The 16,581-nt window shown below is 47.2% G+C and carries 9 protein-coding genes and 1 pseudogene; 4 read left to right on the plus strand and 6 right to left on the minus strand.

The genetic code is table 11. The features are described from left to right. The 3 genes and pseudogenes from JMX98_RS08675 to typA all read left to right on the plus strand — a co-directional run. Nucleotides 1-191: pseudogene (locus JMX98_RS08675) on the plus strand (IS982 family transposase); the annotation flags it as partial. A gap of 451 nt (nt 192-642) precedes the next feature. Continuing rightward, nucleotides 643-1,956 (plus strand): OmpA family protein, encoded by a 1,314-nt coding sequence (locus JMX98_RS08680; RefSeq protein WP_201585944.1) that lies wholly within the window; start codon nt 643-645, stop codon nt 1,954-1,956. Nucleotides 1,957-2,323: 367 nt separating this feature from the next. Further along, nucleotides 2,324-4,171, plus strand: coding sequence for a translational GTPase TypA (typA, locus tag JMX98_RS08685; protein ID WP_105244817.1), 1,848 nt, complete (start codon nt 2,324-2,326; stop codon nt 4,169-4,171). Nucleotides 4,172-4,354: 183 nt separating this feature from the next. Here typA and JMX98_RS08690 read toward each other — a convergent pair whose 3' ends face one another. The 6 genes from JMX98_RS08690 to cysM form a co-directional block, all read right to left on the minus strand. Beyond that, the gene (locus JMX98_RS08690) at nt 4,355-4,795 is read right to left on the minus strand and encodes a hypothetical protein (RefSeq protein WP_201585945.1); all 441 of its coding nucleotides are present in this window, start codon (nt 4,793-4,795) and stop codon (nt 4,355-4,357) included. Nucleotides 4,796-5,111: 316 nt separating this feature from the next. Beyond that, nucleotides 5,112-6,047, minus strand: coding sequence for a bifunctional DNA-formamidopyrimidine glycosylase/DNA-(apurinic or apyrimidinic site) lyase (gene mutM / locus JMX98_RS08695; RefSeq protein ID WP_201585947.1), 936 nt, complete (start codon nt 6,045-6,047; stop codon nt 5,112-5,114). A gap of 76 nt (nt 6,048-6,123) precedes the next feature. Beyond that, the gene (locus tag JMX98_RS08700; RefSeq protein ID WP_201585950.1) at nt 6,124-8,676 is read right to left on the minus strand and encodes a RelA/SpoT family protein; all 2,553 of its coding nucleotides are present in this window, start codon (nt 8,674-8,676) and stop codon (nt 6,124-6,126) included. A gap of 354 nt (nt 8,677-9,030) precedes the next feature. Continuing rightward, nucleotides 9,031-10,572, minus strand: coding sequence for a 23S rRNA (uracil(1939)-C(5))-methyltransferase RlmD (gene rlmD / locus JMX98_RS08705; protein WP_105244821.1), 1,542 nt, complete (start codon nt 10,570-10,572; stop codon nt 9,031-9,033). Nucleotides 10,573-10,675: 103 nt separating this feature from the next. Beyond that, nucleotides 10,676-11,500, minus strand: coding sequence for a 3'-5' exonuclease (locus tag JMX98_RS08710; RefSeq protein WP_201585952.1), 825 nt, complete (start codon nt 11,498-11,500; stop codon nt 10,676-10,678). Between the two features lie 24 nt (nt 11,501-11,524). Then, complete coding sequence (gene cysM / locus JMX98_RS08715) at nt 11,525-12,514, minus strand: cysteine synthase CysM (RefSeq protein ID WP_227680099.1); 990 nt, start codon at nt 12,512-12,514, stop codon at nt 11,525-11,527. 553 nt (nt 12,515-13,067) lie between these two features. Between cysM and JMX98_RS08720 the strand changes: the two genes are divergently transcribed. Next, nucleotides 13,068-16,517: an ATP-binding protein gene (locus tag JMX98_RS08720; protein WP_201585955.1), complete on the plus strand. Its 3,450-nt coding sequence runs from the start codon at nt 13,068-13,070 to the stop codon at nt 16,515-16,517. Nucleotides 16,518-16,581 lie beyond the last annotated feature (64 nt).

Consider the following 16,581-nt stretch of genomic DNA (forward strand, 5'->3'; position numbering starts at 1 on the left):
CTCGCCGTATCGTTGAAACAGTCATTGGTCAGCTATCAGAACGATTTAATATACAAAGAGTGCGAGCAAGAGATTTATGGCATTTGTCTCATCGATTGATTCGTAAGATTCTGTCGCATAATCTGTGCTTTGTACTCAATAAAAAACTTGGTAACCCGCCTCTTCAGTTTGATTTGCTTATTTCAAGTTGAGAGTGGGGTAAATACACTATAATTTACAGTAAATAAATGTCGACTTATGGATTTTAAACAAAATATATGTCTACTGTCAAAAAATGTTTCAATTGGTGAATGCTGGGTTTTAACAATAGAGAAAAATTACTAACTGTATTAAAATACGCTCAGACAGTAGGTATTGTTAAGTGAACTATCTATTGCGAACTGACATACAAAAGATAAAAAGCGTAAGGTGTGTTAGTTCTAGGTAACTTATGCTGGTTATTGTGTTTTAGTTACGACATTATCGTGTAATAATGTGTAGCTCGTTAACGAAAAAAGTTGTAAACTGAATTGATAATCGCTAAGCTACTCCTTAATTGGTTTTGCTTTGTAACTTAAAATTCGTAAAAGATGTCTATTTTAGAGCGTCTTGAGAAGCGGTTTTGCTTAACGCATCACTAAAATTATCCTTTGGAGGAAGTCCATGAAATTGAATAAAATTGCTCTAGCTCTGGTTGCTGTAGCAGCTGCGCCTTTAGCAGCAAATGCTGGCGTAACAATCAGCCCGCTATTACTTGGTTATCACATGACTGAAGAGTTCAGCGATACTAGTGATAAGCAACGTGAAGTCCTTCGTACTGGTAAAAACTTGTACGCTGATGCTAATGGTACTGAGTGGTTAAATGAGCCACGCGGTAATAATAACGGTGGCGTAGCGCAAGAAAGCGGTCTTTATACTGGTGCAGCATTAGGTATCGAATTGACACCTTCTACGCAGTTCCAGGTGGAGTATGGTGTTACTAATACCAATGGCGAAGCGTCAGAAGACTCAGCGGTTTCAGGTGTCAACCGTTTTGACGTAGAACAAACCATGCTTTCTGGTAACTTCTTGATCGGTACTGAAGAGTTCACGGGTTACACTGACAGCGCATTCAAACCATATGTATTGGTTGGTGCTGGTCAATCTAAAATTGAAGTAGAAAACCAAGAGCAATATGTAGCAACAGCTGATGCTCAAGGTACTACTGCTGGTGGAAATGTAGAAGCTGGTACTGAAGTAGCAAACTCTAAAGACACTATCGGTAACCTAGGTCTAGGTGCTATGTATCGTATCAACGATGCACTAAGCCTACGTGGTGAAGCTCGTGCGATTCACAACTTTGACAACAACTGGTGGGAAGGCATGGCATTGGCCGGTCTAGAAGTTGTACTTGGTGGCCATTTAGCACCTACAGTAGCAGTACCACCTATGCAAGAGCCAGTAGTTGACAACACGCCAGTCGTGGTTGTTGATGACCTTGATTCTGATGGTGATGGTGTACCTGATAGCATCGACGCTTGCCCAGACACTCCAATGAACGTTGTCGTTGATGAGCGCGGTTGCCCAGTTCCAGTAGATATTACTGATGAGCTAAAAATGGAACTACGCGTATTCTTTGACAACGACAAGTCAACGATCAAAAACCAGTACAAGCCAGAAATCGCTAAAGTTGCTGAGAAGATGCGTGAGTATCCTAACTCTACCGCTCGCGTAGAAGGTCATGCTTCTAAGACTGGTCCTTCAGCACGTTATAACCAACGTCTATCTGAAGCTCGTGCTGTTGCGGTTAAATCTATGCTAACTAACGAATTTGGTATCGAGCCAAACCGTCTAACCACTGTTGGCTATGGTTATAACAACCCAATCGCGCCAAACGACACTGAAGAAGGTCGTGCTATGAACCGTCGTGTTTATGCCATCATCACTGGTGACAAAACAATGACTGTTGAGCAAACTAAAGACATGGTTGTTCAGTAAATAACAACTGATAGACTCAAGTCTTGAGTGAAAAACACTCATATATAGTTACAAAAAAAGCTGCCCATAGGGTGGCTTTTTTTTATTTATGTATTGAGAAAAGCAAGTAATTACATAAATTTATCGGGCAATAATGTTATACTAGCAGCCCAAACATTCTGTAAATTGACAGAGTGTACATTAGCATAGCTATCTGTATGATGAATTTATCAGTGTAGATATTTGATTCTCTTGAAATAATTAGAAAGTCGATACTTATTGGACGACTTTTTAAATCAGTATTAAATACCTGTCTGATTGATGATAAAATTTTATCCAGCGGCGCTTATTGCTACTGCATTTTTTTAAGACGAAACGAGCATTTTATATGGCGAACGATATCAAACACCTGCGTAACATTGCAATTATTGCCCACGTTGACCACGGTAAAACCACTTTGGTTGATAAGTTATTACATCAGTCTGGTACTTTTGGCGACCGTGCAAACATTGCTGAGCGTGCGATGGACTCAGGTGATATTGAGCAAGAACGTGGTATTACTATTTTGGCTAAAAACACAGCCATCCGCTGGACAGATCAGACTGATGGTACCGAATACCGTATCAACATTGTAGACACCCCAGGTCACGCCGATTTTGGCGGTGAAGTCGAGCGTGTTATGTCAATGGTTGATTGCGTCTTGTTGGTAGTGGACGCGGTTGATGGCCCAATGCCACAAACTCGTTTTGTGACGCAAAAAGCATTTGAACAAGGTCTAAAGCCGATCGTGGTTATCAATAAAATCGACCGTCCAGGCGCGCGTCCTGACTGGGTCATGGATCAAATCTTTGATCTATTTGATAATTTGGGCGCAACCGATGAGCAGCTTGATTTCCCAGTAGTATATGCTTCAGCGCTAAACGGTATTGCAGGTTTAGATGCTGATGATTTGGCAGAAGACATGACGCCGCTATTTAAAACCATCGTTGATGTGGTACAGCCACCTCAAGTAGATGCAGATGCGCCATTCCGTATGCAAATCTCAAGCCTTGATTACAACAGCTTTGTTGGTGTTATCGGGGTTGGTCGTATCCAGCGCGGTAAAGTAAAGACCAACACACAGGTCACGATTATTGATAAAAACGGTAAAACACGTAACGGCCGTATTTTAAAAATCATGGGTTACCACGGTCTTGAGCGTATCGATGTAGAAGATGCGCAAGCAGGTGATATTGTTTGTATCACGGGTATCGATGCACTAAATATCTCAGACACCATCTGTGATCCAAACCATGTAGAAGCACTGCCAGCGTTGACGGTTGATGAGCCAACGGTATCTATGAACTTCCAAGTAAACAATTCACCGTTTGCTGGTCGTGATGGTAAGTTTGTGACGTCACGTAATATTCGTGAGCGTCTAGAGCGCGAACTGATTCACAACGTCGCCCTGCGCGTAGAAGATACAGAATCTCCTGATAAATTTAAAGTATCAGGTCGCGGTGAGCTACACCTTTCTGTATTGATCGAAAACATGCGCCGTGAAGGTTTTGAGCTTGGGGTATCAGGTCCTGAAGTTATCGTAAAAGAAGTCGATGGTAAGCTACAAGAACCGTATGAAAACGTGGTTTTTGATATCGAAGAAGAGCATCAAGGCCCTATCATGGAGCAAGTTGGTCTACGTAAAGGCGAGATGACCAATATGGAGCTTGATGGTAAAGGTCGTATGCGTATTGAGGCAACGATGCCTGCGCGCGGTTTGATTGGTTTCCGTTCTGAGTTTTTAACGCTAACCTCAGGCACGGGCATCATGACATCAAGCTTTTCCCATTATGGTCCGCAAAAAATTGGTGATGTCGGTGGCCGCGCTAATGGTGTGTTGGTGTCTATGGCCAATGGCGTATGTCTAGGTTTTGCACTATTTAACCTACAAAAACGCGGTAAGCTATTTGCTGAGCCACAGCTAGAAGTCTACGAAGGCATGATCGTCGGTCTAAACTCACGTAGTGATGATATGACCGTTAACCCAACGACGGCAAAACAGCTAACCAACGTTCGTGCTAGTGGTACTGATGAAGCGTTGACATTGACGCCAGCTGTGAAGTTCACCCTTGAGCAAGCGCTTGAATTTATTCAAGATGATGAGTTGGTAGAGGTGACACCAAAAGCTATCCGTATCCGTAAGCGTTATTTGACGGAAAGTGAGCGTAAGCGTCACAGCCGTAGCAAAAAAGCGTAAGACAAACCAGAGCTTAAACACTCAGTGCTAAAATATAGTACGAAAGTTTATTTAAGCTAAAAGTTCAGTAATAAAAACGGCTAACCCTAGGGTTAGCCGTTTTTTTTGCATATGCGTTAGGACAAAGATAATAAGATTTAGAGCAAAGACTAAGGTAAGGAGTGTAGAGTAAAGCAGCAAAGACTAAGGGGTTACGACCACATAATCATTGGTATTGATTAAGATCTCTGATGGCTGGTCTACGACGATACGTACGACATTATCATTGACGGCTTGCGCTTTATAATAGTTATCCTCGGCGACGGTACAGCCTAAGCAGCGACCCATGGCACTCCACGGCTCAACGAACAGCTTTTGCTGAGCTTGATCTGGGTTACCCCCGATGATAGAAAACGGCAAACTGACGATATAAGCGGCGGTGCCAGCAACTGCATTGACCAGTTGCAAAGGCTTGCCCACAACGGTATCCACGACCATGGTTTCATAAGAGGGGCCAAAGTCGCTTTCATCAATCTCTATCGCTGCCAACGCAGGCTGCATGCTAGCCGCCATCAAACCTAAGCTTGCGACTGCTGTAAAAAGTTTCTGCTTAACGGCGCGTTGGTTGTTGGCTCTAACAGTCATAATGATATCCTAAAACTCATGATTAATATAGTTTGCTGGTGCTTTTAAAGCAACTAGGAAACCGCGTCTCTATAAAGTTATCGCAATAATAGACAGCTTGAATATTACAGATAGATGAATGATTTGCACAACTTATGTAAGTGCTAGCACTATTAAAGCAAGATGTGCGTCAATAAGCAACAAAAATGCGTACAATCGCGCGGCGGAAATATGAACGGCGATGGTATTATCGATAAATAAATAGTAGAGCGTTATGAGTGGTTGTTTAAAGCCAATGAGATAACAGTCAGCCGAGCTGCTAACAGGTGAGCACCACTTAAGGATTTAGAGGCTGACAGTTGGCACAATAGACACTTGCGCGGCCATTAAGTTTGATGTTTTTGAGGAGTGTATCGCAGTGTGGACAAGCTTCCCCTTGTCTGCCATAAACATTGAGTGTTTGCTGAAAATAACCCGTGGTGCCGCTTGCCACCGTAAAGTCGCGTAGGGTCGAGCCGCCCAGCTCTATGGCTTTTAATAAAATATCTTTGATATGAGCGACCAAAACCAATAGCTGCTCATAGGAGAGCTGATGGGCTGGGGTGGCGGGATGAATACCTGATAAATATAGGCTTTCTGTCGCATAGATATTGCCCACACCAACGACGACCTGCTGCTCCATAATCACTGATTTAATTGCGCGGGCGATCGGCTGTTTCTTTGATTTGGTGGTGCTGGCAGCCGCTGTACCATTCTTGTCGTTAGGTGCAGTTGTCCGCTGAATCAGATGGTACAGATAGTCAGCGGTGAACGCCTCTGACAAAGGCTCAGGGCCTAAGTGATCAAGCAGCTTGGTGCGATAGTCTCGATACCAGAGCACCGAGCCAAACCGTCTAGGGTCATAGTAGTGCAGCTGGGTTTTGTTGTTGTCAGTATCGCGAAATGTGATCAGCAGATGATCGTGTTTGCGTTTTTCGGTCGCATGCTCGTGTTGTTGCAGGCTGCCTGACATACCCAAATGCACCAATAGCTTTTTTGGCTCCTTTATATGAGCGTGCTGAGAGCCATCATCAGAAGTAGAGGGTGAGAAGTTTAGGATCAAGTATTTGGCGCGGCGCTCCACACTGACTAAGGTATGATGAATCAAACTTCCCAAATCATCTGGCATAGCCCAGCGCAGTTTTGGCTGAAACACTTGTATGTCAACAACTTGCTGACCATGTAAGGGGCTTAGGCTGGTCTTGGTGGTTTCTACTTCAGGCAATTCCGGCATGATGTTTTATGATAACTCTATGATTAAGGTAAGTTTGTAGGCTCAGGTCAAGGGACAGGCTATAAAAATACGCGCCTTATGCGACGGCACGTCTGGCATGCAAGATACCGTGCTGCTGCTCGAGCTTGGCCAGTAGTTTAGACAAGTGCGCCAGTCCTGATACTTCGATATGGAACTTCAAAAAAGCGATATTGTCGTCATTACTTAACGTCTCAACTTGGCGAATATTGACGTTTTCTTTGTCAATAATCTGTGTCAAATCGCGTAATAACCCTCGTCTGTCATAGGCCTCTATATGTATAGCGACTGGTTGATAGCGGCCAGGTTGGACGCGCCAGCTGGCCTCTACCTCGCGCTCAGGATCACGCTCGATGAGACGCAGATATTCTGGACAGCCACGATTGTGGACACTGACACCGCGTGACAAGGTGATATAGCCGGCGATGGGTTCGCCATGGATAGGGTGACAGCAGCCCGCCAAGCTAATCTCTATATTATCCAGTCCATCGATTCGTATCTTATAGGCATCGAGCTTGCTTGTGTCTTTGGTATCGATGCTGGGTACAAAATCCTCTGGCGGTCGCTCCGGCTCTAGCTGTAGCTGACGCGAGATATGACTGGTGAGCTGGTTTAAGCCGATGTCACCGGTGACCAACCCGACGATGATATCATCGGTATTATTGACATTAAAATGCTGGGTATAGTCATTGAGATCAATGCTGTTGGGATGTACGGACAAGCGCTCAAGCTCTTTGCTGAGCATTTGCCGCCCAATCTCGATGTTTTTGTCACGGTCTTGCTTGTTAAACCATTGGCGTAGTTTTGAGCGTGCACGGTTGGTATGGATATAACCAAGCGAGGCCACCAGCCAATCACGATTAGGCTCACGTGAGGCTTTGGTGATAATCTCTACTTGCTCGCCCGTTTTGAGCTGGTAGGTCAGCGGCACATAGCGCTGATTGACTCGCGCTGCCTGTGCGCGGTTGCCCACCTGCGTATGGACATAATAGGCAAAATCAAGGACGGTCGCGCCTTTTGGCAGCTCGGTGATATCGCCATCACGACTAAAGATATAAATGCGCTCCAGCTCATCGAAATCGACTAACTGTTCTTCTTCATCAAGCTCCAGCTCTTCTATTTCTTCGCCTGCTAAAACTGCCGAGCGCGGCTGATTGCGGGTTTCGTTATTAATGGACAAAAGCTGCCGCAGCGAGCTGATTCTTTGATTGAGGTAATTGTCTTTTTTGTTTTTTAAGCCTTCTTTATAATTGACATGCGCGCACATGCCAAGCTCGGCCTCAAAGTGCATCTCGCGCGTTCGAATCTGTACTTCCAGCGATTTGTTTTCGGCAATGACGGCAGTATGCAGCGAGCGATAGCCATTGGACTTCGGGTTGGTGATATAGTCGTCAAACTGCTCTGGAATATAACGCCATAAGCCATGCACGAGCCCAAGTACGTGATAGCAATCTGAGGGGCTGGTGACCAAAACCCGTAGCGCCCGAATATCATAAAGCTGATCAAACGATAAGCCTTTGAGCTTCATTTTTCGATAAATCGAGTAGATGTGTTTGACGCGTCCCGACACTTCTCCTTCGATACCGGCGTCTGCCAGCGCCTCATTGAGCTTGTCTTGCACGCGCTGGATATAAGACTCGCGCTCACTGCGTTTTTCTGACAGCAGCTTAGCGATTTCTTTGTAGCGCTCAGGTGCCAGATAGCGAAAAGCCAAGTCTTCTAGCTCCCACTTTAATTGGGCGATACCCAATCGGTGCGCTAATGGGGCATAGATGGTCATGACTTCTCGCGCCACGCGATTTTGCCGCTCCTTACTAGAAAAAGTCAGCTCACGCATGGCAAAGGTACGCTCGGCAAGCTTTATCAGTACAACACGGACATCGTTGGTGACCGAGATGAGCATGCTGTAGATGTTAGAGAGCTGGTCGCGCTGGTTGTTGACAAAGTGGTCTTCTAAACGCTTGTTGCTCTCGATGATCTCCGACAGCTTACCCATCGCTAGGGTATCTTTGACCAAGGTGGCGATGTCTGCTCCGAAGTTTTTTTCGATATCTGTCAGGCTAATGATAGACTTGCGCGCGCTACGATAAAGCATCGCTGCCACCAAGGCATCTTCGTCTTGATACAGGTACGTCAAAATATCGGTCATGCCAATACCTGTGACATAAGCACCTGAGCGCTCGGACTCACTGGTATTCATATGGCTGCGAATAAACTCACAAGCCGCGCTGAGATTAGGCACCGCATCTTGGCCGATACGTTTGGCGACATTGTCCAGCCACGTTGGGACGTCGATGTTGACTTGATCTAGATTAATCGCCTCCAGCTCTTTTTTGGTTAAATTGTTGTTTTTGTCCAAAAGCGGATTGTTTGCATAATCATTGGCAAGTTTTGGGTCATGTGTATGCAGCGCATGATCGGCGGAGCGATCAAAGGTGGTGTGCAGCTTATGAGTGGCCAGTTGGTATTTGATATCGAGAGGAATTTGGGCATAGCTATTGGCAGATTGGTGAGAGCGCTGGCTCGCAACCAGTTGCGCCGCTAGTGTGGCACTGTCAGCTTGAGTGGTTTGTCCATCCACCAACGGCAATCCTTCACGAATTTTGACCATAGCCGACTCCTCTTAGCTATCTTGAATTGATTATAACTTCATCTACTCTGCACGCACTTTGGATGAGATCACAAAGTGTCAGCTATAAACCAATACAACTGCTAAAAAATCCTTTTTTAGCAGCTATAAAATGCAAATAAAATATATAAAGCTATGAGTGCACGTCTTCGCCATGTGCTGATAGAGTAGACATAGGAAGATTGTTTATTATTATCTCATTTTGAGGCGACAAATCAAGCGAGGCTATGTAATGTCTGTTGTTGATAGGTTGAACTAGCGGGTTTGCCTCGCGACATTATCTATAGTTTTAATAAAGACAGCGTGTTCTTTTTTGATAAGGACACGCCGGTAATATCAAACCGCAACCTTCTCAAAACGGGCAATGGACTCTACATGACCGGTATGACAAAACATATCCATCACCCCAGCATGCGTCAGGCGATAGCCTTGCTCTAATAAAGCCTTGGTGTCGCGCGCGAGCGTCGCTGGGTTACAAGAGACATAAACGATGCGCTCAGCGTTGAACTTAGGCAGATACTGCATAATTTCCCACGCGCCAGAGCGTGGTGGGTCGATCAAGAGCGCATCAAAGCCTTGGTTGGCCCACGGCTGATCTGAGCAATCATGCGTCAAATCCTGACTATAAAATTCTGTGTTGTTAAGGCCATTACGGCGGGCGTTGTCTGCGGCGCGCGCGGTCATTGCGTCACTGCCTTCTACGCCGACCACCGAGCCTGTCTCTCCGACAAGCCGCGCTAAGGGCAGACTAAAATTGCCCAGTCCACTAAACAAATCCAGTACCCGTTCGCCTGCTTTTAAATCCAACAAGTCGCAAGCAAGCTTGGTCATTTGACGGTTGACGGATAAGTTCACTTGCGTAAAGTCAGTTGGAATAAATTCATACGTCAGGTCAAACTCGGGTAGCTGATAATACAAACGTCCAAACTGCTGACTCATATCATCATCAGCGCTCAAGGCGATACGCTGAATGCTATCAGCACCTTTGGGCTGTAGATACAACTGCCAGCTGCGCGCTGCAAAAAACGCCTTTAGTTTTTCTACATCCGCCTCTGACAACGGCGCTAAATTGCGTACGATCAAAGCAACGGGCTGATTGCCGTCTGGTAGTCCGTCTATTTGTTCACCCATCGCCAGCTCAAGCTGGGCAATCTTGTCACGGCTCTCTAAAGTACTAATCAGCGCTTTTAGGTTTTCAATCTCAAAACCGATACGCGGGTCTAGAATATGACACTCATTTAGCTCCGCCAAAAAGTTACTAGAGCGCTCTCGAAATCCGACCAACGCTGTTTCTTTTTTGGCGACATAGCGTACGCCCAAGCGCGCTTTGGTGCGATAGCCGAGGCGATCACCGACCACAGGCGCCAGCCAAGTATCAGGCTCGGCATTGGCCTGATGGATGAGCATCTCTGCCAGTACAGACTGTTTAAAATTGATTTGCCCATCTGGCTGCCAATGCTGCAAGCTACAGCCGCCGCAGACGCCGAAATGCGGGCAGGGCGGAACCGCGCGCTCAGGATTTGGATTGGCCGTAATACTCACAGCGTCGCCTTCTTCAAAGCTGGCACGACTGTTGGTCAACTTCACTAAAGCGCTCTCACCTGGTAAAGCAAAGCTGACAAAAACTTTTTTGCCGTGCTTGTCTTCGATATGGCCGTCATCTACGCCAAAGCCATTACCATATATCGCCACGCCGCGACCATCATGTGATAGACCATCAATCGAAAAAGGCAGCGGCTCGGCTTCTTTTAACCGTCGACGTGTCTTTGAAGAGGGTTTGGATTTTTTTTTGTTGGGCGGAATGGTGATTGTTTGGCGAGCGCTCTCAGGCGTCGTCGCCTCGGGTGCCGTAGAAGTCTTTGAATCGGTGGGCTGCATAAACCTGCCTTAATAATAAACGAAAAATAAGATAAGGGTGAGTGCTACTGTGTATAGCTTTGCTCATAGCACTGCGGTAATATTGGATGGTCAATCACAGGGTTTAAGCGTCGGGTGCCGACGACCAATCAGCGATAAACTCATGATGACGTGGGCGACCATCTGCTTGGGTATATTGTCTTAAATAAGTCAGGCTCTGCTGCTGCCATATATCAAAATCCTGCAAAGACAGCTGTCCGGTTAGTCGTAACCAGCGCAAATAAATCAGCCACGTATTCATGACATCAGACTCGCAATATATCGACAGTGTCTGCCAATCTGCCTCATTAACCAGATCGCCCACCATGCTACCATCGACACTGGTCTTGCCAGGCAGGCCGTAGAGGCTTGCGACCACATCCATGGCTTCGCGGCGACTGGCACCGTATTGGCTAAATCTATCCATCAAGTCTAAATGGCGAGTATGAAAGCGATTGACATAATTATCAAAACGCATGTTTTTGATGCGCTCGCCTTCTTCAAATAGCCACGGCGCTGCCAAGTCATACTGCATGGCGCGATAAATAAGCACCGGAATATCAAAGCCAGAGCCGTTCCAGCTGATCAGTTGCGGCAGTTTTTCAAGATCATTAAACGCCCGAAAAAACTTAGCAAGAATGTCTTTTTCGCTAAATTTGTCCGCCGTCAAAGAAAACAAAGAAAACTGACCGTCCTTGATATACAGCGCTGATATACAGACGATACGCTGCAGTGGCAGACGCATAAAATCATGACCCGCTTCTTGAGTGCGTATTGCTGTCAGTGCGCTGAGGGCATCGGCATCGTTAAGCTCAGTCAACTGTGGATAGATACGGCGCGCCGCATCGGTATCGGCGACGGTCTCGATATCGAAGACCAGTATCGGGTCGGATGGTAAGGCTTGTGACATAGGTAAACCTAATTAATTGTTAGCTTATTGTGCGGCGTTTTCTGTACCGTTAACAACATTGTTGTCATTAACCTTGTCGTCATCTACATTGTATAAACCAGTCGATAAATAACGATCACCGCGGTCGCAGACGATAAAGGCGATGACGGCGTCTGGATTGGCTTTGGCGACTTGTAGCGCCGCCCATGCAGCGGCACCAGATGATACGCCAGCGAAGATGCCTTCGGTTTTGGCCAGTTTGCGCATATAGACTTCGGCGATACGTTGATCGACATCCATTACCTCATCGACCAAATCAGCATCAAAGATACCCGGCATATACTCAGCAGGCCAGCGGCGGATGCCTGCAATAGAGGCGTCTTCATCAGGCTGTAGACCAATCACCTTAATATCTGGATTTTGCTCTTTTAGATAGCGAGACACCCCAGTGATCGTGCCTGTGGTCCCCATAGAGCTGATAAAGTGAGTGATTTTACCGTCTGTTTGTGTCCAAAGCTCAGGGCCTGTGGTGAGATAATGCGCTTGGCTATTGTCAGGGTTGTTGAACTGGTCCAGCACAATCCCTTTGCCATCGGCTTGCATCTGCAAAGCCAAGTCGCGCGCCGCTTCCATGCCTTCATCGACCTCGATGAGGGTGGCACCATAAGCCGTCATGGCGTCTTTGCGCTCTTGGGTTGAGTTGGTCGGCATGAGTAGCGTCATCGGATAGCCGCGCATGGCGGCAACCATGGCGAGCGCAATACCAGTATTGCCGCTGGTGGCCTCAATCAGCATATCACCTGGCTTGATATCACCGCGCAGCTCTGCTTGATAAATCATGTTAAATGCTGGGCGATCTTTTACCGAACCTGCTGGGTTATTACCTTCTAGCTTGGCCAAGACCGCTGTGCCACCAGCAATCTGCTCTTGCTCAGGCAAGCGCTGCAATTTCACCAAGGGTGTCTGCCCGACGCAATCGGCAAGGGCGGTAACTTGAGAGATGAAGGTGGCGTTTGACGTGGCCGTAGCTGACATAAGATACCCTTATTGTTAATATGAATGTTCAAACCTGATTTATGCACTTGCAAAGCGTGACCGTGTTGACCTTGATTGTCTAAAATCAACGACAGTTTTTTATCGTTGTCGCCGTGCATGCAAGCGCTCGTCTACCGATGCATACGATGAGACTGTCGCCAAACGGGCATGACAGCGCGCAAAAATAGCGGCAAGTAAAAAGCTGCGCCATTATATCATTTTGTTTTTGCCTACGCTGAATGCATGCAGAGATTTTGGTAAATGAATGATGCTTATAAATGGTAGTTCAGACAAATACTGTTAAAATACTTTTATGATTCAGAGGCGTTATGATGCAGCCACCGCACTTATCGCTACGACTGATACCCAACGACTGATAGCTATAGCCAAGTGATAACGATAGCGCTATAGTACAGGACGCGATGGCGCAAAGTCGCTGTGATAAACCTAGCGTATGTCCTCCATTCAATTGATAGTCATCTTATCTTGTTTTTATCATCGTTTTAAAATGAGGACACGCCCTAGCAAAACATTGAGATGAGAGCGAGCTTGCATGGCACACAAAAAACGTTTTGATACCAGTAGCGCCTATGGTCAGCTGATCATATTGGTGTTTTTGCCGATATGTATATTGGCCGCTGTCGGCGGTATTTTGGTGTTTCATGAGACCATGCGTGCCAGCGACTCTGAGCAAGAAGTGTTGGCCGAGGCGGTGCTGATTCGTTATACCCCAGAGATTGCAGATCTGATTCCTGAGCTGTTAGAGCAAGAGCGCCAGCAGGCGGGCAGTGCCTCCAAGGCTGCCGTCTCGACGCTAGAGGGCATTCGTGACAGGCTAGGCCGCATGCAGTCCGAGCAGCACGTGCAGCGCATCGCGATTGTCAATGAAGACAATAAGGTGCTGGCCACGGTCGGTTATGGGCTCAATGAGCCTTGGCCATCGATTGATGCTTCAGCGCAATTTATCTCGCAAAAACCCACGCCGATTGGCACCGCTTATGGCAGTGTGCTTGGTGAATTTGAAGGGCAGCGGCTGTGGTTGCTTGTCGATATGGATAACGAGCCGCTGTATATCGCGCGTTATCGCATCGCCATGGCGCTAGTGATTACGGGGTTGTTTACCATCCTGATTTTGCTGTTGAGTTTAAATATTTACTCAAAACGCTGGATCGCACCGATTTATGAGCTGCGCTTGCAACTGCAGCGCACTCACGTAGACAATTTATATCAGCCGATTCCGGTGGAGTCGGATGGCGAGCTAAATTTATTGCAGCAAGATTTGGTCAATACCTTGCGCCGCTTGCACAGAAGCTTTCAAGAACTCAAAGACCATGCCGAGCAAACTGAGGATGACTTGCGTTTGGCGTTTGATGAGATGGAAATGCAAAACATCTCGATCAGAAACGCGCGTGATGCCGCCATCTCAACCAGCCAAGCCAAATCGGCGTTTTTGGCCAATATCAGTCATGAGCTACGCACCCCGCTCAACAGTATTGATGGTTTTATCAATCTACTAGCGCGTCACGGCGAGCTAAATCCTGAGCAAGACTTGTACGTACAGACCATTCGTAAATCCTCAGCGCATCTGCTGGCGCTGGTCAACGATGTCTTAGATTTTTCTAAAATCGAGGCGGGCAAGCTGGTGCTTGATCGTCATGAGTTCGATCTTTATGACACCATTTATGATGTGGTCGATATGCTCTCGCCAGTCGCCGCCGAAAAAGGCCTGCGCATGGCAGTGCTGTTTTATAATGATGTGCCGATGCGTATCAATGGCGATGCCTTACGCCTCAAGCAAGTACTGACCAATATCGTTGGCAATGCGATTAAGTTTACCGACAGTGGTGATGTGGTGGTGCGGGTCAGCCTTGATGATCACCGTGATAATTATCTGATGATAAGTGTGCAAGACAGCGGTAAGGGCATCTCGCTTGCTGATCAAAAAATGCTGTTTCAAAGCTTTAGTCAAGGCGATCCTTCTATCACGCGTCAGTATGGCGGGACTGGGCTGGGTTTGGTCATATCCAAGCAGCTGACGCGATTGATGGGCGGTGATATTGGATTTTATGACAATGCGCAAGAAAACATTGCCAATCAAGGCGCGACGTTTTGGTTTCGCATGCCAGCGCACGTCGATGTGCTCGAGGCGGCGACAGGGCAGACCATTGAGCTGCCTGTGCTCGCGCCGCTTGCTAGCGAGACTGATGAGTTTAATGTGCTGGTGTGGATCAACCATCCAGCCTCGATACAAGTGCTCAAAGCCAGTCTGCAGTATCTACCAATTCAGCTGACCCAAGCCAACTCATTGCCAGGTGTGCTTGAATCGTTAAAAGAGCGTGGTAACTACTGGGACTGGGTCATCGTCGATGATGATACCCAAGACGATATGATGGCACTATTAAGACAAATTCGTCTGCACTATCAGGGCAAGCTCGCTGTCTTTGGCTATCAAGTGGCCGCCGATCAGGCTCTGCTCAACCGTTATCATGCCAATATCTTATATGAGCCTTTGGATAAAAGGCAGCTGTATGCCATGCTCGATACACAAAATCGCCGCCAGCCAACGAGTCTGCAAGAGCCGCGCTGGAAAGGGGTGACGGTGTTGGCAGTGGATGATCATCTGCCCAATCTCTTGGTACTCGATGCGCTGCTTAGCGAGCTGGGTATTCATGTCGTCACCGCCAGTAGCGGCTTTGATGCGATAGAGATTATCAGTAAGCAGCAAACCAAAAACCTGAAAACTGCCAAAAACCAAAAGCAAAGCCTGTCAAACAAAACCCAGCTCTCTAAAGCCGAAGCGCGAGATGACATGAGCAAAAAGTCAAATTCTGTGCTGTATGCAGAGGAGACAGCCAATGAAGATAAAGGCAGCAACCAAGACAATTATAAAGACACCCACAAAGACAGCATCGACTTGATATTTATGGATATCCAAATGCCGCGTATGTCTGGGCATGAAGCGGCCAAGCAAATCCGCAGTATCGAAAGCGATGACAGTCACATTCCTATCATTGCCTTGACAGCGCATGGGCTAGCTGATGAGCGTGACAAGCTGATAGCCAGTGGTATCAACGACTATGTCGGCAAACCCATTAGTCAGCCGCAGCTGCTGCAAGTGCTGCAAAAATGGCTGGGCCGCACCTCGACCACGCCGCAACTAACGGCGCTGTCTGAGGCCAATCTACATGGACTGGGCTTGCAAGACACGGATGCGGCCTCTAGTCACACCGACGTATCAACAGACACCGACGCGCAAACCTTCTCTGAATGGCCGCTGGGCGCGACGACCAGCACGTATCCTGTCAGTAAAAGCGCGCGCACCACAGATGCCAGCGAGCCGCCAAAAATAACGCGACCATTATCACTCAAAAAAATTCGTGATGACTATTTGCGTGACAGTCAGCCGCGCGAAGACTATAGACGAGAGACACCGCGAGAGACTCAGCCGCGCTACGACAGCTTACGCTTACAAAAGCAAGGACAGGCGCCGTTGCTGAGTCCGCCGTCAGGGTCGATGGATCATGCCAGCGAACCAAATACGGATCTAGCCGCGCGGCCGCAGGAGCAAAAGGATACAGCGATGGACAGCCCGCATTCAGAGATTTTGGACTGGCAAGATGCGCTGACTCGCTCAGCCAACAAGCCTGATCTGGCAGCCAAGCTGATCATCATGATGCTCGACACCATCAATGATGAAAAGCAAGCGTTGACTCAAGCATGGGAGGCGCGTGACCGTAGTATGCTGGCGCAGATTGCCCATCGTATATTGGGCGGTAGCCGTTATACTGGCGTGCCGCAGCTGCGTCAGGCTAGCCAAGATTTAGAAGATAAGTGTTTATTAAATATCCAGCATACCACGCCTGCGCAGTTTGCCATGCTCCAGCCTTATTACGAAGCGCTACTGACCGCATTAAATAATTTGCAAACGCTGGATTTGTCCGCTTATCCGCAGCTCAATTACCATCGTCTCAGCGAAAACGACATGACGTGGAAAATGATTTAGGAGTAGTGGTTTAGGAGCAGTGATGGAGTAATAGTGATTGAGAAACAGTAAAAAGCGCGACTTC

This window comes from Psychrobacter sp. HII-4 (assembly GCF_904846595.1).
GTDB lineage: Bacteria > Pseudomonadota > Gammaproteobacteria > Pseudomonadales > Moraxellaceae > Psychrobacter > Psychrobacter celer.

Bases quoted from the DNA above. Each gene is read 5' to 3' on its own strand.
- JMX98_RS08680 (WP_201585944.1), top strand. From the start codon at position 643: ATGAAATTGAATAAAATTGCTCTAGCTCTGGTTGCTGTAGCAGCTGCG.
- typA (WP_105244817.1), top strand. From the start codon at position 2,324: ATGGCGAACGATATCAAACACCTGCGTAACATTGCAATTATTGCCCAC.
- JMX98_RS08690 (WP_201585945.1), bottom strand. From the start codon at position 4,795: ATGACTGTTAGAGCCAACAACCAACGCGCCGTTAAGCAGAAACTTTTT.
- mutM (WP_201585947.1), bottom strand. From the start codon at position 6,047: ATGCCGGAATTGCCTGAAGTAGAAACCACCAAGACCAGCCTAAGCCCC.
- JMX98_RS08700 (WP_201585950.1), bottom strand. From the start codon at position 8,676: ATGGTCAAAATTCGTGAAGGATTGCCGTTGGTGGATGGACAAACCACT.
- rlmD (WP_105244821.1), bottom strand. From the start codon at position 10,572: ATGCAGCCCACCGATTCAAAGACTTCTACGGCACCCGAGGCGACGACG.
- JMX98_RS08710 (WP_201585952.1), bottom strand. From the start codon at position 11,500: ATGTCACAAGCCTTACCATCCGACCCGATACTGGTCTTCGATATCGAG.
- cysM (WP_227680099.1), bottom strand. From the start codon at position 12,514: ATGTCAGCTACGGCCACGTCAAACGCCACCTTCATCTCTCAAGTTACC.
- JMX98_RS08720 (WP_201585955.1), top strand. From the start codon at position 13,068: ATGGCACACAAAAAACGTTTTGATACCAGTAGCGCCTATGGTCAGCTG.